General features: G+C 28.1%; 17 protein-coding genes, 1 tRNA gene and 1 pseudogene. 7 read left to right on the forward strand and 12 right to left on the reverse strand.

Annotation, left to right across the window (positions count from 1 at the left end; genetic code table 11):
* Nucleotides 1-3 precede the first annotated feature (3 nt).
* From pth (Q0J90_RS05895) to Q0J90_RS05915, 5 genes are all read right to left on the reverse strand, one after another.
* The gene (gene pth / locus Q0J90_RS05895; RefSeq protein WP_297277016.1) at nucleotides 4-903 is read right to left on the reverse strand and encodes an aminoacyl-tRNA hydrolase; all 900 of its coding nucleotides are present in this window, start codon (nucleotides 901-903) and stop codon (nucleotides 4-6) included.
* On the reverse strand, nucleotides 900-1,490 hold the full coding sequence (gene pth, locus Q0J90_RS05900) for an aminoacyl-tRNA hydrolase (RefSeq protein WP_297277017.1): 591 nt from the start codon (nucleotides 1,488-1,490) through the stop codon (nucleotides 900-902). The genes pth (Q0J90_RS05895) and pth (Q0J90_RS05900) overlap by 4 nt, the downstream gene beginning before the upstream one ends.
* Before the next feature lie 28 nt (nucleotides 1,491-1,518).
* Nucleotides 1,519-2,103, reverse strand: a complete 585-nt coding sequence (locus tag Q0J90_RS05905) for a 50S ribosomal protein L25 (RefSeq protein ID WP_297277018.1) — start codon at nucleotides 2,101-2,103, stop codon at nucleotides 1,519-1,521.
* Nucleotides 2,104-2,120: 17 nt separating this feature from the next.
* Complete coding sequence (locus Q0J90_RS05910; RefSeq protein ID WP_297277019.1) at nucleotides 2,121-3,074, reverse strand: ribose-phosphate pyrophosphokinase; 954 nt, start codon at nucleotides 3,072-3,074, stop codon at nucleotides 2,121-2,123.
* A 21-nt stretch (nucleotides 3,075-3,095) separates the two neighbouring features.
* Nucleotides 3,096-3,167 (reverse strand) — tRNA-Gln (locus tag Q0J90_RS05915).
* Between the two features lie 160 nt (nucleotides 3,168-3,327).
* Here Q0J90_RS05915 and Q0J90_RS05920 point away from each other — a divergent pair.
* Nucleotides 3,328-4,785, forward strand: a complete 1,458-nt coding sequence (locus Q0J90_RS05920; RefSeq protein WP_297277020.1) for a phosphohydrolase — start codon at nucleotides 3,328-3,330, stop codon at nucleotides 4,783-4,785.
* Here the strand turns inward: Q0J90_RS05920 and Q0J90_RS05925 are convergent.
* Together Q0J90_RS05925 and mtnK are read right to left on the reverse strand one after the other, a co-directional pair.
* Entirely contained in the window at nucleotides 4,782-5,843 is a 1,062-nt protein-coding gene (locus Q0J90_RS05925) for an S-methyl-5-thioribose-1-phosphate isomerase (RefSeq protein ID WP_297277021.1), read from the reverse strand. The two genes, Q0J90_RS05920 and Q0J90_RS05925, sit on opposite strands and share 4 nt — an antisense overlap.
* A gap of 31 nt (nucleotides 5,844-5,874) precedes the next feature.
* The gene (gene mtnK, locus Q0J90_RS05930; RefSeq protein ID WP_297277022.1) at nucleotides 5,875-7,098 is read right to left on the reverse strand and encodes an S-methyl-5-thioribose kinase; all 1,224 of its coding nucleotides are present in this window, start codon (nucleotides 7,096-7,098) and stop codon (nucleotides 5,875-5,877) included.
* Nucleotides 7,099-7,490: 392 nt separating this feature from the next.
* On the opposite strand from mtnK, the gene Q0J90_RS05935 reads away from it, so the two are divergent.
* Entirely contained in the window at nucleotides 7,491-8,846 is a 1,356-nt protein-coding gene (locus tag Q0J90_RS05935; protein WP_297277023.1) for an FAD-dependent oxidoreductase, read from the forward strand.
* 189 nt (nucleotides 8,847-9,035) lie between these two features.
* Here the strand turns inward: Q0J90_RS05935 and Q0J90_RS05940 are convergent, their stop codons facing one another.
* On the reverse strand, nucleotides 9,036-9,170 hold the full coding sequence (locus Q0J90_RS05940; protein ID WP_297277024.1) for a hypothetical protein: 135 nt from the start codon (nucleotides 9,168-9,170) through the stop codon (nucleotides 9,036-9,038).
* Nucleotides 9,171-9,204: 34 nt separating this feature from the next.
* On the opposite strand from Q0J90_RS05940, the gene Q0J90_RS14715 reads away from it, so the two are divergent.
* From Q0J90_RS14715 to Q0J90_RS05965, 4 genes and pseudogenes are all read left to right on the forward strand, one after another.
* Nucleotides 9,205-10,092, forward strand: coding sequence for a hypothetical protein (locus Q0J90_RS14715; RefSeq protein ID WP_367173851.1), 888 nt, complete (start codon nucleotides 9,205-9,207; stop codon nucleotides 10,090-10,092).
* A 70-nt stretch (nucleotides 10,093-10,162) separates the two neighbouring features.
* A complete protein-coding gene (locus Q0J90_RS05950) occupies nucleotides 10,163-10,522 on the forward strand; it encodes an ECF transporter S component (RefSeq protein WP_297277025.1) in 360 nt (119 codons plus the stop codon).
* Nucleotides 10,522-10,767, forward strand: a complete 246-nt coding sequence (locus Q0J90_RS05955) for a hypothetical protein (protein ID WP_297277026.1) — start codon at nucleotides 10,522-10,524, stop codon at nucleotides 10,765-10,767. The genes Q0J90_RS05950 and Q0J90_RS05955 overlap by 1 nt, the downstream gene beginning before the upstream one ends.
* Nucleotides 10,757-11,703: pseudogene (locus tag Q0J90_RS05965) on the forward strand (dipeptidase). Before Q0J90_RS05955 ends, Q0J90_RS05965 begins: the two are co-directional and overlap by 11 nt.
* A 6-nt stretch (nucleotides 11,704-11,709) precedes the next feature.
* Here Q0J90_RS05965 and Q0J90_RS05970 read toward each other — a convergent pair.
* Complete coding sequence (locus Q0J90_RS05970; protein WP_297277028.1) at nucleotides 11,710-12,672, reverse strand: Gfo/Idh/MocA family oxidoreductase; 963 nt, start codon at nucleotides 12,670-12,672, stop codon at nucleotides 11,710-11,712.
* Nucleotides 12,673-12,868: 196 nt separating this feature from the next.
* Here Q0J90_RS05970 and Q0J90_RS05975 point away from each other — a divergent pair, with 196 nt between their 5' ends.
* On the forward strand, nucleotides 12,869-14,530 hold the full coding sequence (locus tag Q0J90_RS05975; protein WP_297277029.1) for a formate--tetrahydrofolate ligase: 1,662 nt from the start codon (nucleotides 12,869-12,871) through the stop codon (nucleotides 14,528-14,530).
* 84 nt (nucleotides 14,531-14,614) lie between these two features.
* Here Q0J90_RS05975 and Q0J90_RS05980 read toward each other — a convergent pair whose 3' ends face one another.
* The 3 genes from Q0J90_RS05980 to Q0J90_RS05990 form a co-directional block, all read right to left on the reverse strand.
* Nucleotides 14,615-17,377 carry a tol-pal system YbgF family protein gene (locus tag Q0J90_RS05980; protein ID WP_297277030.1) on the reverse strand — a complete coding sequence of 921 codons (2,763 nt, stop codon included), beginning with the start codon at nucleotides 17,375-17,377 and terminating at the stop codon, nucleotides 14,615-14,617.
* Between the two features lie 46 nt (nucleotides 17,378-17,423).
* Nucleotides 17,424-17,846 carry a hypothetical protein gene (locus Q0J90_RS05985; RefSeq protein WP_028330841.1) on the reverse strand — a complete coding sequence of 141 codons (423 nt, stop codon included), beginning with the start codon at nucleotides 17,844-17,846 and terminating at the stop codon, nucleotides 17,424-17,426.
* A gap of 217 nt (nucleotides 17,847-18,063) precedes the next feature.
* A partial coding sequence (locus Q0J90_RS05990; protein WP_297277031.1) for a carbon starvation CstA family protein occupies nucleotides 18,064-19,106 on the reverse strand: 1,043 nt, incomplete at its 5' end.

Consider the following 19,106-nt stretch of genomic DNA (forward strand, 5'->3'; position numbering starts at 1 on the left):
GATTTATTTTATTTCTTTATATAATACAACATCCATTTCTCCGTCAATTAATTCTCCAAGTTTTGGAACTATTGATTTGAAATGCGGCGAATTATTATGAGATTCTATTGCTTTTTCATCTTTCCATTCTTCTATGAAAGTAAGGTATTTACCGTCTGTACTCTCATATAAACTATAAGATATACATCCTTCTTCTTTTCTACTTTTTTCTATAAGTTCTTTGGCAGTTTCTATAAATTTTGATTTATTTTCTTGTTTAACAGGATTTTTAGCTATTATTTTAATCATTTTCTTATTCTCCTTTGATTTTTTTTCATCTTTTTTATTATTGATTCTTTTATTATATTTGTTTTGTGCTATTATAGGAGATTCAAATAAAGCTGTTTTTACTGCTTCAATTATATATATTGCAATATCATTATCCAATTGTTCTATTTCTGATTTATTGAAAGATGATAATACATAATCATTTACTTGTTTTCCGGCACTTGGTCTTCCTATACCAATTCTAATTCTTGTAAAGTCATCACTTTTTAAATGAGCAATAAGACTTTTAATTCCATTATGTCCGCCTGAGCTTCCGCCTTTTTTTATTTTAAAACTTCCAAATGGTATGTCCATATCATCATATATTACTATTATATCTTCTACATTTATATTGAAAAATTTTGTTATATAAGATGCAGATTCTCCTGAAAGATTCATATATGTGAGAGGCTTGAGCAATATATATTCTATATCATTCTTTTTAGCTCTTCCATACAAAGATTTCTTTTTATTATTGTCAAAATTAACGGAAAGATTTTGTGCTATTTTATCAAGCATAATAAATCCGACATTATGCCTATTGTTTTTATATTCTTCGCCTGGATTGCCAAGACCAATAACTAATTTAGTAATCATGAATATTTCTTTTTAGCAGCCTGAGGAGATTCAAATAAAGCTATACATGCAGCATCAACAACATTATCTGATATATCTTTAATTTTTTTTCTTTCATCTTTAGTAAATGGAGACAGTAGGAAATCTGCTTTTTCTTCATTTTCAGGGCATGCACCTATTCCAACACCAATTTTTGTAAAGTTGCCGTTTTTTAATGAATCTTCTATACTTTTTACACCATTATGATCTATTTCGTAATTTTCAGTATCTTCATCATTTTCATCACTCTTGGCAGGTATTATTTTAAATTCTCCTATAGGTATGTTAATATCATCATATATAACAATGATATTTTCTACAGTAATTTTCATAAAACTAGCCATATAAAGAGCAGCTTCGCCTGAAAGATTCATAAAAGTTAGCGGTTTTAATAACAAATACTCCATTTTACCATGCTTTGCTCTTCCAAAAACCGTTTTCTTTTTTTTGATATCCAATTCAACATTAAGCTTTTTGGCTACTCTATCTAATATCATATAGCCAACATTGTGTCTATGATTTTTATATTGTTCACCTGGGTTCCCAAGTCCCATTACTAACTTCATCATATATAGTATTAATCCTAATAACTACAGATTATTCTGCTCCTTTATTAGCATCATCATCTTGAGTAGTAACAACTGTAACTATAGCTTTAGAAGCATCGCCTACAGGATCAACACCTTCCGGGAATTTAATGTCGCTAATATGCAAGCTGTCTCCAACTTTTAATTCACTAACATCAACAATTAATTCTCTAGGTATAGAACCAGGGAAAGCTTTTACTGATAGACCATATTCAACTTGTTCAAGAGTACCTCCTCCTAAGCGTACGCCTTCAGGAGTACCTTCAATGTGAATAGGAACATAAGTTTTGATTTTTTTATTTCTGTCTATTTCATAGAAATCTATATGTCTAATACTTCTTTTTATACCATCTATTTGATAATCTTTTACTAAAACTTCTCTAGCTTTATTATTTTGTATATCTAAAGTAATGATATCGTGCTGACCTGCTAATGAAAAAACTTTTGTAAACTCTTTTAATTCTACAGCAATAGAGTACTGATTTTCTCTTCCATAAAGAGTTGCTAAAGCATAACCTTCATTTCTTAATTTGCGTCCAACACTTTTAAATTTTGTATCTCTTTGTAAAGCTTTAATAGTATAATTCTCACTCATATTTATTTCCTTTTATTTTACTTATCAAATAGCACACTTATTGAAAGTTCCATGTGTATATGTCTAATGGCATTAGCAATAACAGGAGCTACAGAAAGAACTTCTATTTTGCTGCCTAATCTGTCTTTCATAACTTTTAAACTATCTGTTATATAGAGCTTTTCTATTTCGCTGGCATTTATTCTCTCATAAACATCGCCTGAACATACAGCATGAGTAATAAAAACATATATTTTTCTCATTCCGGCATTTTTTAATGCCTGAATACTTTTTATAAGAGTACCGCCTGTATCTATTATATCATCTATAATAATGGCATCTTTACCATTAACATCGCCTATTATATTCATTACTTCGCATTCATTAGCTCTGTCTCTTCTCTTATCTATAATAGCGATATCTAAATTTAACTGTTTAGCTATTGCTCTTGCTCTTCCTACACCGCCTATATCAGGTGATACTATTATAGAATTAGACATATCTAAATCTTTTTTTATTTTATCCAAAAATACATTTTTAGAGAGCATGTGATCAACAGGTATATCAAAAAAACCTTGAATTTGAGCAGCATGCAAATCAAGAGCTAAAACTCTATGAGCACCAGATTCTGATAATAAATTAGCAACTAACTTAGCTGTTATAGGAACTCTAGGTTCATTTTTTCTATCTTGTCTTGAATATCCGTAATATGGTATAACTGCTGTAATACGCTTAGCACTTGCTCTTTTTAAAGCATCTATGATACAGTATAATTCCATCCAGCTTTCACTGCTTGAAGGTCTGCCTGTAGGCTGTATTACATAAGTATCTTTGTTTCTAACAGTTTCTTCAATTTGAACAAAGGTCTCTCCATCTGCAAATTTGCGTATTTCCATATTACCTAACTTAAGACCTAAGTTATTAACAACATCTTCAGACAATTGAGGATTTGCTGTTCCGCTTAATATTAATATTTCGTCTGCTATGCCCATTTAATTAACCATTTAGAAAAGTTGGGGTGGAAGGATTCGAACCCTCGAATAATTGGACCAAAACCAATTGTCTTACCGCTTGACGACACCCCAGTAGTCATAAAATTTATTTATTTAAATCTATGAGTTCCGTATTATACTATATCAATAAAATATGTCAAGTATTATAATTATATTTTAGCTAATTTTTTAAAAAAAATATTGATAAAAAATCAAAATAGTTTATTATAGATATTATAAGGTAAGGCAAATTATGACAATAGATATTAATAACTATATCCCTATAGATTTGAATATAGTTAAAACTAATTTAAATATTATTAAAATGCATACTAATGGAGTATTATGTACTAATAATGATAATGTGAGTTTATTAATTCCTAATCATAAATTAGATATTTTATTTGATAGAAATTGTATTAATAAAGATATATTTACTAACTTTTATATAGAAAAACCTTCAAAAGAAGTTATAGATATTTTTTTAAATAGATTAAAAAAAGAAGAGAGAGATTATCATAATTTAAAAGATATTAATCAGTTTTTTAAAGTTTATAGAGACTGCATGCCTGATTCTGAAGAAACTAAAAAATTTGAATACGATATATTAGAAGTTATACTTAAAGAAACACCTAAAGAAAGATTTATTTCTCTTAATAATTATATTGATATACTGGATCAGTATCTAAATGAAGGATTTGATGAAAATTCAATACAATATATACTTGATATAATTAGTGAATTAGCCTTTATAGAAAGAATAAATTTAATTCATCTATTAAATGCTATGAAAGATACTATTAATCAGCCTGATTTTGATAATGTAGAATATTATGATACTCAGTATATATCAAATAATTTAATACTTGTTGTTAGTAAATTAATAAATAAAATATACCCTGATATAGATTTGTTTTATAAAATTGATAATTTCAAGTGCAGAAATGTAATAGGTCATGGAAATAGGGTTTTTATAACTTTTATAGAATTTTTATTATACTATAATGATGAAGTATCAAAGCAGCTTTCTCTTAAATCCATTATCAATTTTAACACTAAATATTATAATTATTATAAAAGAGTATTTGAAAATTATAATATAGATAAAAAAGTAATAACTTTCGATGATATTTTTAAAAATGGGTTTAAAAAATTATCTATAGAAAGAATAGCCAATTTTGCTGCCGGGGCGTTTTGGCATGATGTTGTAAAAGTAAAAGAACTTGATTATTTGAATGTTAAAAAAAGCAAAGATTATAGTAAGAGTTCTACTTCTCATGCAATTAAAGGATATCAATTTTTAAGGTATTTTAGAAATTATAATAATGATATTTCTTTAATAGTTGGAATGCATCATGAATATTACGGATATGGATACAGTATTTTATCAAATATAATATCTACATATTTAAAAGAAAATAAAACATTATCTCCCGCTTGGCTGGTATCTTATTATTCTGAAGATATTTATTCATTAGATAGTTTATCATTTTTTCCTGCTAAGGTATTAGAAATAGTTGATTTATTTGATACAATAGTTATTCCTCAAAAAAATTATAGCAGAAAAGGTTTAAGCGTAAAAGAAGCTATAGATTTAATGTATGTAAATTATATAGAAAATGAAGTTCAAATTGATCCTATATTATTTGATTTGTTTATTCAATTTTTAATAGATGTAAAAAAAGAAAATATAAAAAATCCATTTAATTAATATTCGCCTTCATCATTTCCAATATAATATTTAAACACATCATAAGGTGAATAAATACCTAAATCTGTAACAACAGCACTTACTAAATGAGGAGGAGTATAATCAAATGCAGGATAAAATCCTTTTACACCTTCTTTAGAAGTTTTCACTCCCATAGCTTCAGTTACAAGTTTTTCATCTCTGAATTCAAAATGCACATCATTAAATCCATTATAGCCTTTATCAGGAGCACCAGTTACAAAATAAGGTATTCCCAAATATTTTGCTACTATTGCTATCTGAAAAGTGCCTATTTTATTAACTACAGCCCCATTCAAGCATATTAAATCGGCAGCAGAAGTAAATACATCTATTTTTTTCTCCTGCATGGTATATGCTACCATATTATCAGTTATAACAGTTACATCGGCTCCTTGATCATAGGCAACTGTTGCTGTAAGTCTTGCACCTTGAAAATATGGTCTTGTTTCTGCACATACAACTTTTATATCTTTATTCTTCTTTTGAAATTCCTGTATCATAAATCCGACTATAGATTCTCCGAAACATTGAGTGAGTATAGTGCCTTTATCAGGAAACATTGATACTAAATTTTCAGCTATTTTTTTTATTTTTGAATATCTTTTTGTAGATAGTTCTATACCTCTGTTAAACATAGCTTCTATAGGGTCTTTTCCAGTATTTATAGCTTCTGTTCCAGCCTCTAAACATGATTTAGTTATAGACATCATTCTAGAACTTGTAGTAGGTCTTGAATTAGCTAAAGTATTGCAGGCATGTTTTAAAAATTCTATTCTGTCATTTCCTTCTAAATGCTTAGATTCATAGCCTGCAAGCGCCATTCCCATAGCAACAGCTAAATAAGGACCAGCACTTTGAGTTACCATATCTGCTATTGCTTTTGATACTTCTCTATGTGTTTTGCATTCTACAAAATTAACTTTATTAGGATATACTCTTCTGTCTAATATCTTCACGCATCCTTCATCATACCAAGCAACGTTTTCAAATTGAAGCATAAAAGCTAATTCTTTATCTATTCTATTTATTGAAGACATAAAAAACTCCTAATAGTTAAAAAATAACATATCAAATATTATTAAAATCTATTTTAGATATAACTTTATCTATAACTTCCATAAAATTTTCTTCTTCAGAGATTCTATCTCTATACATTATACATTCTATACCTATATTAAGAAGCATATATTCTATATTTCTTCTTAATTCTTCATCATCAACTGATTCTATTTCTTTAACCCTTGCACATCCGGTAGTTCTTCTTAGTATTTCAAGTCCGCAAATACCAAAAGATGTTTTCAATACTTCTAATAAATAGTATTCTATAAAATAGTCATTTTTTATTGATACATCTATTGAGTCATGTATGGTTTTTGTTATAAACTTATTTTTGAATAATTTAATAATATCATTTATAACACGGAATAAAAATGAAGTATAATTTTTATCATTAGTAACGTTTATATGATAAACATAGGCAAAAATGAAATTAGCTATGACATTTCCTAAATCGTATCCTATAGGACCGTAAAAAGCAAATTCACAGTCCATAACCTTTATATAATCATCGTTCACAAATATAGAACCTGTATGCAAATCTCCATGTATTAATGCCTGTGTATTATTCATAAACTCATATTTAAGTTTTGCTGCTTCTGATTGAAGTATTTTATTATTATACAAATTATCTTTAACAAATTGAGACAAAGAACTTGAAAATACATTTTCATTAAGTATATTAAAAAAAGGTTCTCTAAATACAAGCTCTTCGCTTATTTTGCATAGTTCTTTATTTATATATTTAGCAACATTATCTTTTTTATAAAAAGTATCAATGAAAAAATCTGCAGATGATAGAGTAGTTTCCACTATGAATTCTGATATTTGCTCTGATAGATGATGATATATATGTCCATGCATTAGAGCATCTCTTAATACAAGGTATCCTTTTAAATCTTCCATTATAAATAGTTTCATTGTATTGTCTATATGAAAAATTTTAGGAGCTGCATCAGGAAGCAAAGAACCATAATATGATAAAATTTCTGCTTCTCTTGTATTTCTATTAGTATCAAGTACTCTTCCAGATGAGTTGCTTCTTGTATGGACACCAGCCTGTTTTAATATAATAGAATTACTGCCGTTGCTTATTCTATAAACATAATTTATATTTCCATCTCCTATTTCCTGACATGTTATCTTATCATTAGGATCAAAATATTGTAGTTTATTTTTTACATAAGCAAGAACATCTTTTTCTTCCATTAAAAAATATTCGTCAAATTTTACCATGAATGAAACCTATAAATAATTTTTTTATTTAGAAACTATAGCATAAAAAGTATAAATATCAATGATGTTATAATTTTTTGTGGATGATTTTTTATGTTTTATAATATGGTATTTTACATTCTTTTAATAGTAATTATATTTAATATTATATATAGTATGATAATATGTTAATAATATTTTTAATAAGTGAATTGATAGTTTATAATTATCTTTATGTGTATTGTTTATATAATATTTAATATATAAGAATTGTTTAAATTATTATATAAAAATATATGTAAATATGTGAAATTGTAATTAACTACATAATATACCTTGACTAAGTATATTTTTTGTACTATAATAATTACTAAAATATATATTAATTTTTTAAAAAAAAGGGGTTAAATATTATGAAAGTTATAGTAATAGGTTGTAACCATGCTGGTACATGGGCAGCAAAAACATTGGCAGCTTCTAAAAAATGTGAAGTAGTAACTTATGATAGAAATGATAATATATCTTTCTTAGCATGCGGTATAGCGCTTTGGGTTGGTGGTGTTGTAAAAGATCCTAAAGGTTTATTCTATGCTAGTCCTGAAAGTTTAAAAAGTGAAGGCATTGATGTTCACATGGGACATGAAGTAATGAAAATAGACTGGGCTAACAAAAAATTACATATTAAAGAATTAAAAACTGGAAAAGAATTTGATGATAATTATGATAAGCTTATTCTTGCTACTGGTTCATGGCCTGTAACTCCTCCTATTGAAGGTTTGATGCAGGAAGGAACTACTTACGGACTTAAAAAAGGTATTTTCTTCTCTAAATTATATCAGCAGGGTCAGGAAATTATTGATGAAATAGCTAAACCAGATGTAAAAAGAGTTATGGTAGTAGGTGCTGGTTATATAGGTGTTGAACTTATTGAAGCATTCAAAAACCATGGAAAAGAAGTTATATTAATGGAATCTATGCCTAGAGTTATGGCTAACTACTTTGATAAAGAAATCACTGATGAAGCTGAAAAAAGAATCAAAGAAGCTGGTATAGAAATGCATTTAGGTGAAACAGTTAAGAAATTTGAAGGTGACGACAGAGTTAAGAAAGTTGTTACTGATAAAGGTTCTTATGATGTAGATATGGTTGTAATGTCAGTTGGTTTCAGACCTAATAGCGAACTTTACAAAGATTATTTAGAAACTCTTCCTAATGGTGCTATCGTTGTAGATACTACAATGAAAACTTCTAAAGATGAAAATGTTTATGCTATAGGTGACTGTTCTACTGTATATTCAAGAGCTTCTGAAAAACAAGAATACATTGCTTTAGCTACTAACGCTGTAAGAATGGGTATAGTTGCTGCTAATAATATAGTTGGAAATAAAGTAGAATACTGCGGTACACAAGGTTCTAATGCTATTTGTGTATTCGGATACAATATGGCTTCTACTGGATGGTCTGAAGATACTGCTAAGAAAAAAGGATTGAAAGTAAAATCTAACTTCTTTAAAGATGCTGAAAGACCAGAATTTATGCCTACTTATGAAGATGTATTAGTAAAAATTGTTTATGAAGAAGGTACTGGACGTTTGCTAGGAGCTCAAATTGCTTCTAAACATAATCATGCTGAAGCTATTCACGCATTCTCTCTTGCTATTCAAAGAGGCATGACAGTTCAGGAATTCGCTTTGTCTGACTTCTTCTTCCTACCTCACTACAACAAGCCATTATCTTGGATGACTATGGTTGCTTTTACAGCTAAGTAATGAAATTATAATATAAACAAGTGATATCAAGCCCTAATAAATATTTTTATTAGGGCTTTTTTATTTGCATTTTTTTTATATTAAGTTATTATTTGTAATAATCTTAAATTGGAACAATATGATTAAGTCAGGAATATATAAAAAACTATTGATAGTTATTGCAAGTATAATACTAAATTTTGTATTATCTTACATAGCTGCATCTTTAAAAATATGTTTTATTTTTATGTATAGTGTAGGCACTATATTAAGCGCCGTTGTTTTAGGTCCCATATACGGATCTTTAGCGGGACTTTTTACTAATGTTATATTATCTTTATTCATGGATTACGCCAATATACACTTTACGGTTGTCAATGTGATAATAGGTTTAGTAGTTGGTTTCACAGTTAATAAATATGGTTTTGGAATAAGAATGGCTGTATTTTTGGGAGTAGTTCTTGCAATTATATCATCAGCAATATCCATACCTACATTAATAATATTATCTGAAGGAAATATAGCTAAAACTTTAGATTTTACAATTCAATATTTAATGACTAAAGGTATGAATGCAGAGACAGCTATTGTATTGGGAACTTTATTAAGTACTTTACTTGATAAGATACTTTCATGTTTGATTGTTGCAGTATTTTATAGAAAGAAAGTTTATAAAAATTCCATTATTGGGTATTATACAATAATTAAAAATCTTTTTAATGAAAAAATGAAATATGATATTATAATTTTTGTTTTAGGAATTATAGTAAATATTGTTTTTACATATATAGTTCTTCTATTAAAGATACCATTTTTATTTATGGATTCTATAGGAACCATATTAACAGCGGTAATAATAGGACCTATTGCCGGTGCTTTGGTTGGTATATTTACAAATATAATATTTTCTTTTTCAATAGATTATTTAAATATACATTTTGCAATTGTAAATGCTATTATAGGGCTTTCTGCTGGATGTATAGCAAGGAAATATAGTTTTAATATAAAAACAGCTTTGATATCAGGTATTATAATAGGTATTATAAGCGGACTTATATCCATACCTATTTCTATATTATTGGCTAATGGAACTACTTCCGGAACCATAGATGTATTTATTCAAGATTTACTTAGCAGCGGTAAAAATTTAATAATATCTACTTCTATTATAACATTATCAACAGCTATATTAGATAAATTATTATCTTGCGTATTAGTTTCTATAGCTGTAAAAAAAGTATATTTTTTCAAGATAAATGAAAGATAGCTAGAATTTTTTTATATTGAATTTTTTTTTATTTTTATATATTTTAATATTATATGTTTTCGGTATATTTATGAATAATAGATTAAAATATAATACATTAATTATTTTTATAAGTTTAGCAGTAAATTTTACTTTTACTTATATAGTACTTATGTTAAAAATACCTTTTTTGTTCATGGATTCTATAGGCACTGTATTATCTGCGGTTATACTTGGCCCAGTATATGGAGCAATAGTTGGTATTTTAACTAATGTTATTTTATCATTTTCATTAAGTTATTCGCATTTATATTTTGCTATAATCAATGCTGTGATAGGATTAGTAGTTGGTTTTATAGCATATAAATTTGGATTTAATTTTACATCTTCTGTAATAACAGGTATCATCATAGGAATTATTGCTCCGTTAATAGGAACCCAATATCTATAATGTTATCTGACGGATTTACAGGAGGAACAGTAGACAATTTTATAAATTCTTTAGTTGATAAAGGTATAAATGTAAGTAAAGCTTCATTCATGGCGAGGATATTAGCTAATATACTTGACAAGATTTTATCATGTTTAATTGTTTATATAGCGGTTACAAAAATTGTATTTTTTCAAAAAGTTGTAAACGTTGAAAATAATAAAGAAAAAGAAATAGAAGAAAAAGAGGAAACAGATGATATTTGACGCTCATTCAGATATTTGGACAGATGTTACAGTTAAAACATTAAGAGGCGAAAATAATATTATAAAAAAATATCATTATGATAATTTAGTAAAAGGACATATAGGAGGTTCTATATTTGTTATATGGGTAGAGCCTAAAAATTATTCAAGAGCATTAGATAGGTAAGGGAAATACAAAATGCAATATCAAATGAACTTGAATATATAAATGATATAATATCCATAGTAAAAAGCTATGATGAAATGCTTAAAGCACAAAAAGAAAATAAAATATATATATTTATAGGTTTTGAAGGACTTATATCTATAGATGATAATATTGATTTGATAGATGAGTATTATGAATATGGGGCAAGGCATGCTAGTTTAACATGGAATGAAGAAAATAAATTAGCATCAGGAGTGAGAGGAGATTCTAGTAAAGGATTAACAGCATTAGGTAAAAAAGTTGTGAAAAAAATGCAGGAAATGGGTATGATAGTTGATGTATCCCATTTAAATGATAAATCTTTTTGGGATGTTATTGATATAATTTCACACCCTATAATAGCTTCGCATTCCAACAGCAGAGTATTATGCAATAGTCCTAGAAATCTTACAGATGAACAATTAAAAGCTATTCGTGATGTTAATGGTGTTGTTGGATTTAACTCATACAAGTGGTTTATAGATGAAAATTCAGATAAACATACTATTTACAGAGGAATAGATCATATTAAATATATAGCAGATAAAATAGGAATTGATCATATAGGACTTGGTTTTGATTATAATGAATACTTTGAAGATGATGAGACTCCTTATGTAAAAGGTTTAGAAAATGCTTCTAAATCCTATGATATTATAAACCTGCTTAAAGATTCAGGCTTTAACAATGATGAAATAATGAAAATTGAATACGGCAATTTTCATAGAGTAATAAAAGAAATAATGTAAAAACTATTACCAAGTCTTTTTTATTTCTTTTAATATTTCTTCTGTTAATTTTATAGTATTAACATCATCTTCTATGGATACAAATATTTGATCCTTTCCTAATATGCAATTAGCGAAATGTTCATCCTCTAATTTTAAAGGGTTATCTCTATGTATAAATACTCTTTCTATAATAGATTCTTGTTTATAATTTATACCTACAGAAGTTTTTATATTACTTTGACTCATAGCCTGTCTATGTATAGTTATATCTTGTGTAGCATAGTCTAATATAAAGTATGCTTCCTCTGTGCTTATTGCTAAAGTTCTGATTTTTTCCTGAGTTACTCTGCTTGCACTTATAGTTGCTATAGTTTCATCTTCAAATTCCAATAATGCACTCGCTATATCTTCATTGTTTGTTCTTATTCTTTTACCGCTTGCTGAAAATTTTATTATTGGTTTTTTTACTAAAGAAGTTACTATATCTAAATCATGAATCATTATATCAAATACAACTCCTACATCAGTAATACGCGGAGTAAAAGGAGCCAATCTTCTTGCTTCTATTAAATATGGTTTTTCTATTATATGATGAAGTTCCTGTACAGCACCATTAAATCTCTCAACATGTCCTACTTGTAATATAACATTATTCTTTTTTACTATTTCTTCTAATTCTAATGCCTGAGCATAAGTTTCTGTCATTGGTTTTTCTACTAATACATGTTTTCCTTTTTCTACAGCTTTTTTTGCTATTTCAAAATGGTATATAGTAGGAGTTGCTATTATAACAGCATCTGCATTATCTATAGCTTCATCAATACTATTGAATTTTTTTATATTATATTTTTGAGATATTTCATCAAGATGATTTTTATTTTCATCATATATGCCTGATAAATTTATTTGATTAATTTGATTTATAACATTTAAATGGAACTGTCCCATTCTTCCCACGCCTATAAGACTTATATTTACCTTATCCATTAATAATTCCTTTATCATAAAATTTATTAAATAAGATTATAATTATAATTATTACAAAATTCAATATTATTTTGCATCAATTGTTTAAATTATTTAAAATATTACTGATTATATATATCAAATATTTAAAAATTATAGTATATTGTTGTTATTAATTAGTTTTTCTTTTTTAAACTACTATATTCAAGGAGTTATTATGAAAACTGACATAGAAATAGCACAAGAATGCAAATTAAAAAAAGCTGATGAAATTGCAAAAATGCTTAATCTTAGCGAAGATGATTATGAGGTTTATGGTAAGTATAAGGCAAAAATAGAATTGTCTCTTTTGAATAAGCTAAAAGATAAACCTAATGGCAAATTAGTTTTAGTAACAGCTATAACACCTACACCAGCAGGAGAGGGAAAATCAACAGTAACAATAGGGCTTACTCAGGGACTAAATAAAATTGGTAAGAATGCAATATCTGCTTTGAGAGAACCTTCTCTTGGTCCGGTATTTGGAATTAAAGGCGGGGCATGCGGAGGAGGATATGCACAAATAGTTCCTATGGAAGATATTAATTTGCATTTTAACGGAGATTTTCATGCTATAGGAAGTGCTCATAATTTGATATCTGCTTGTATTGATAATCATATTAAACAAGGCAATGAATTAAAAATAGATACAAATAAGATAATATTCAAAAGAGTTGTTGATATGAATGACAGGGCATTGCGTGATATTGTAATAGGGCTTGGAGGCAGTGAGAACGGAGTTACAAGGCAGTCATCATTTCAAATAACAGTTGCATCTGAAATTATGGCTATACTTTGTTTATCTAATTCTTTGATGGATTTAAAAGAGAGAATAGGAAATATAGTATTTGGTTATGATGTTAATGATAATCCTTTAAAAGTTAAGGATTTAAAAGTTGAAGGTGCTGCTTGTGCTTTGCTTAAGGATGCTATAAAACCTAATTTGGTGCAGACATTAGAAAATACTCCTGCTATAGTTCATGGAGGACCTTTTGCTAATATTGCACATGGATGCAACTCTGTACTTGCTACAAAATTAGCTTTAAAACTTTCTGATTATACTATTACAGAGGCTGGTTTTGCTGCTGATTTGGGTGCTGAAAAGTTTCTTGATATAAAATGCCGTGTTGCTGGATTGAAGCCTAACTGCATAGTATTAGTTGCTACTATAAGAGCATTAAAACATCATGGCGGAGCTTTAGAGCTTAATAAAGAAGATTTAGATGCTTTGAATAAAGGATTTGATAACTTGGATAAGCATATTGAAAACATGAAAAAATATAATGTTCCTGTTGTTGTTGCTATCAATAAATTCTCATCCGATACTGATAAAGAAGTAGAATTAATAAAAAAACATTGTGAGGATATGGGCGTTGATATTTCATTATGCGAGGTTTGGGAGAAAGGAGGAGAAGGCGGAAAAGATTTGGCAGAAAAAGTTGTAAAAGCAGCTTCCAAAGAATCTAATTATAAACCTTTATATGAATTGGAAAAAACTATAAAAGAAAAAATAGAAATTATATGTAAAGAAATATATGGGGCAGGGGATATTAAGTTTTCTGCTAAGGCTAATAAGATGATGAAAAAAATAGAAAGTATAGGTTTTGGAAATCTTCCTATTTGTATGTCAAAAACTCAAAAATCTATATCCGACAATCCTGCTTTATTGAATGCTCCTAAAGGCTACACTATTAATATTGATGAAATAAAACTTGCTTCAGGTGCTGGTTTTATAATTGCTATGGCAGGAGGTATAATAGATATGCCAGGACTTCCTAAAGTTCCTGCGGCATGCAATATCGATATAGATGAAAATGGAAAGATAAGCGGATTATTCTAATTAGATATTAATTTTATAAAATATAAAAATAAAAAAGAGCTATGAAAAAAATCATAGCTCTTATTTTTTGTATTAATTATTTTTTTATTCTGCAGCTGTAGTATCAGTTGTTTCTGTACCAGCAGTATTATCAGCAGGTGTTGTTTCTGCTGCTGTATCTGTATTATCAGCTGGTACTGTTTCTTCTGTTTCAGTTGTAGTATCAGTAGTTGCTGTTTCCTCTGTTTCAGCTGTACTGTCAGCAGATGTTGTTTCATCTGTTACTGCAGCAGCTGTTTCTTTTTTAAGATTGTCTATATCATCTACAGTTATACTTAAATCCATTCTTCTTATAACAGTTTTTGCTGTTTCAGCATCAACAGTTTCTCCTAAAGGATCAAGTAATGTTATTTCAGGATCTTCGTTTTTATACTGTTTTATTTCAACTACATATCCTTCAGCATCTTTTGCTATTGTAGTTTTATTTCTTCCGTCATTGTTTATATCTATAGTAACACCATTAATTCTCACTTCATTTACCGTACTTCTTCCGTCTATATAAGTTTTTGTAGTAGATGTGCTTCCGTCTGCCTCCGTAACAGTTGTTTCAGTATTGCCGGCAACATCTCTTGTTACTATTGTAATAGAACCGTTAGGTTTACTGGTAGTTGTTACGCTGCTTGAATCTGATGCCACAACTTCAATTACAGTAGTTGAGTCTTTATTGATAGTTGTTGTTTCTCTTGATCCATCTTTTCTTATTATTCTTTTTATTGTAGTGCCGTCAGGCATTTTTATTTCACTTATAGTATCTTCAGCAACAGTATCGGTTATAACTGTACCATCAACTTTTTTGGTTACTACAGTGAAAGATCCGTCATCATTATATGTTTTTGTTATAATGCTTCCGTCGTCAGCTTTAACATTATATGAGAATGTTCCTGCTCCGGATGCTTCGGAATTTCTTTCTTCAACTCTTCCGTCAGGATAAACTATTTTTAAATTGCTTACACCATTAGCATCAACAGTTGTAGTTCCTATACTTCCGTCTATATAATTAGCTACTACTACATAGCTTCCATCCGGATTTTCTGTTTTTACTATAACAGCACCATCAACGCGTTTTGTTTCTGTTACAATATTTCCATAATTATCTTCTGTTCTTTTTACTTCTGTACCATCCAAACTTCTAGTATAGAAGAATGCTCCATTATCATCTTTATAATTTGTTGTAATAGAACCGTCAGATCTTTCTACTACAAATGCTTTGTTGCTTTCTAATGTTTTTCTATTTATAAAAGAACCGTCAGGATATAAAGTATATTCAAAAGTATCTCCTGAAGATGTTTTTGTATTGATAGATTTTGAATTATCTATCATATATGTTTCTACTCTTCTGTCTCCGTTTTCAAATAATATTTCTATTTCTCTTTTACCATAAGGATATATTGTATCAGAAACTTCATAATTATTTGAGTACATTTTTGTTCTTTCTACTTTTCCGTTTTCATAAGTTATTCTTACGCCGTTATCATATAAAGTTTCTCTTTCATAATCAAAATTAGGAAATACATTTTCTGTTGTTATGCTTCCGTCATTATTAGTGTTTACTCTATGATTATTTGTAAACGGTATAAATTTAACAGATGTATCATTACTTCTTATTAGAGATATAACTTTTTCTAAAGACTCTTTTTGGTAATAATCATTTCCTACATTTGTTAAAAATATTTCATAAGCTATAGCAGCATTAGTTATTTCTCCAAGTGCTATAAATGTATGTCCCATATTTAAATATGCACTGTAATATAAAGCCCAAGTATTATATAAATCAACAGAAGCTATATTAGTTTTTATTTCTACCATGTTTCCATTTGTATCCATAACATTAGTCATAATCACTATATTTGTTACGATATAAGGTTCTTCATTTTCTTCTGTTACAACATAAGTAGAACCAGTAGTTGTAGAATTGGTATTCATAACTACATTATTTGAATCTCCTGTATTTATTTCATTTGTAACATTATCAGGAGGAAGAGAAGTTTCAGATACTGAAGGATCTACAACCTCAAGATTAAAGTTTGTATTAGCTTCAAATATAACAGTAGTATTCGTAAACTCATATTCATTTGTGTAAGTATTTGTTATGATAACATTAGTAAACAAAGGCAATTTTATAAATGTATTATCTAATGTATTTTTTATAGTTTCATTTGACTGATTTAAATTATTTATTGCATCAGATATTGCATTTGTATCGGATGATAAATTTGTTGACATTGTATTCGTATCAATAGGTGAAATTAAATTTGTGCTTCCTAACTCATTTGTTCCTATAGATATATTTGTTGCATTTTCATTAGAAGAAGCAGCATTAACATCAAATGTAAATATCGTATTTGTTACAACATTTTGGGAAATAGTATAATTTGTTAATACCTCATAATTCAATTTTGTTACGTATGGAGAGTGCAGACGTTGTATAGATCTATTATACCAAACTAAAGCATCTTCGTAATTTTTTAATTGATAATATGAGTTTGCTATATTATTACAATATGAGTATGAATCATTTATATCAAAAGCCAATTTGTAATAATTGATTGCATTTTCATATTGTTTATCCTGAAAATAACATGCACCTATATAATAATAGAGCATATCATTTGTAGACAATGGTCTTTTTTCTAAATATAGTAAAAAAGCTTCTCTTGCAAAATTATATTTTTTTTGGAAGAAAAGTTTTTCCGCATTGTAAAATTCTTTGTCTATATTTCTCTTATCATTAGGTGCTGCATTCTGTCCAAGTAATGATAATGATACTGCTAAAATAGCTGCTAAAGATATTATAAGAAATTTTTTCATAATAATACGATCCTTTTTATAAATTTAAGGACAATATTTAAAACTATTAATTCTTTATATAGTCAAAATAATGATTAAATAGAGAATAAAGTATATATTCGCTATATCCTCTCACTTTTTTATTTTTATCTAAAACATCATTTAAAAATTCAAATGTTTTTTCATCAGGGTTTTCTATGTAATATAATCTCTCTTTAGATAAAGATACGCTGTCATTTTTTAACATTTTTATAAGAGAAAGTTCTTTTAATCTGTCTTTTTTATCCTCTCTGCTTGAATAATATGAAAAAAGTCTTTTTACAAGATTTTCAAATACTATTTTATTATACATAACAGCACGTCTAACATCTGTATCTATACTGCCGTCGTAATTACTTATTTCACTGTCAAATATTGCAATTGATATAGCTGACCTTATATCAGCAAATACCGCTTTTTCCTCTTTTAATTTAAATTTTTTATTAGACATAATATTAGAAAGTATTCACCTTTATTTAAAATATAATACTTATGTTATATCGGAAATACTGAAAATTTTATTAAATAAAATTATTTTTATGTACTATAGCTGTTTGAAAAATAAATCAGTAAATATTTATACTATTTTTTGATTTTTATATAATTTAGAAATAAAAAACCCCTCTCATAATTATTTATGAAAGGGGTAAATATTTATATATTAAATATTATTTATTTTTTATAGCATCATTAGGATTTGAAGCAGTTTCTCTGTTTTTTAATCCTTTAGCCCATTGACCAGTAATGAACAATTCTATAACAGCCAATACGATCATAACAGCAGCTATACCAGCTAATACATATCCGTCAAAAGTAGCTTTCATAATGTTAGTATATACTACTAAAGCTAAAGCAGAAAGTGTAACGGCAAACATGAATGTTAGAGGTATAACGTTTTCCCAAGAAGTTCTGCCTTGGCGGTTTTTTATCCAAGCAGCAACTGCTAATAATGATAAACCAGCTAATAATTGGTTAGCACTTCCAAATATAGGCCATATTCTTTCATAGCCGTAAAGAGTAAATCCTAAAGATATGGCAACAGTAATACCTGTAGCAAGATAAGGATTTGTAAATACAGTTTTTACTGTTCTTCCATCTTCAGTATAGTATTCACCCAATTCTTGAACCAAGTATCTTCCTATACGAGTGGCACTGTCTAAAGAAGTTAAAGTAAAAGAAGCGAATGCTAAAGTAACAAAAGTTTGACCTAATCCCATAGGTATTCCAAAAGAATTCATAAATGTTGCAACGCCTAAAGCAAATCTAGCAGCTGGAGTTCCTTCAGTATTTCCTGCAATTGCAGCAACGCTCATTAAAGCAACTATTGCAACTATACCTTCTATAAGCATAGCTCCGTAGCCTACAAGTTTAGCATCTTTTTCGCTATTAAGCTGTTTAGCACTAGTACCAGAGCTTACAAGAGCATGGAAGCCTGATATAGCACCGCATGCAACAGTGATGAAAAGTATTGGGAATAAATAGTTTCCAGCACTAGGCATAAATCCTGTGAAAGCTTGAGTTTGTATAGCAGGTCTCATTATAACCAAACCAATAACACCTCCTACTACCATAGCATATAATAAGAAAGAAGACAAATAGTCTCTAGGCTGCAGAAGTATCCACACAGGCAGAAGAGAAGCACATATTATATATATTACCAATATTATTTGCCAATGAACTTTAGTTAAAGCTAAGAACGGAAATTTATCAG

The sequence above is a fragment of the uncultured Brachyspira sp. genome (genome assembly GCF_944390595.1).
GTDB lineage: Bacteria > Spirochaetota > Brachyspiria > Brachyspirales > Brachyspiraceae > Brachyspira.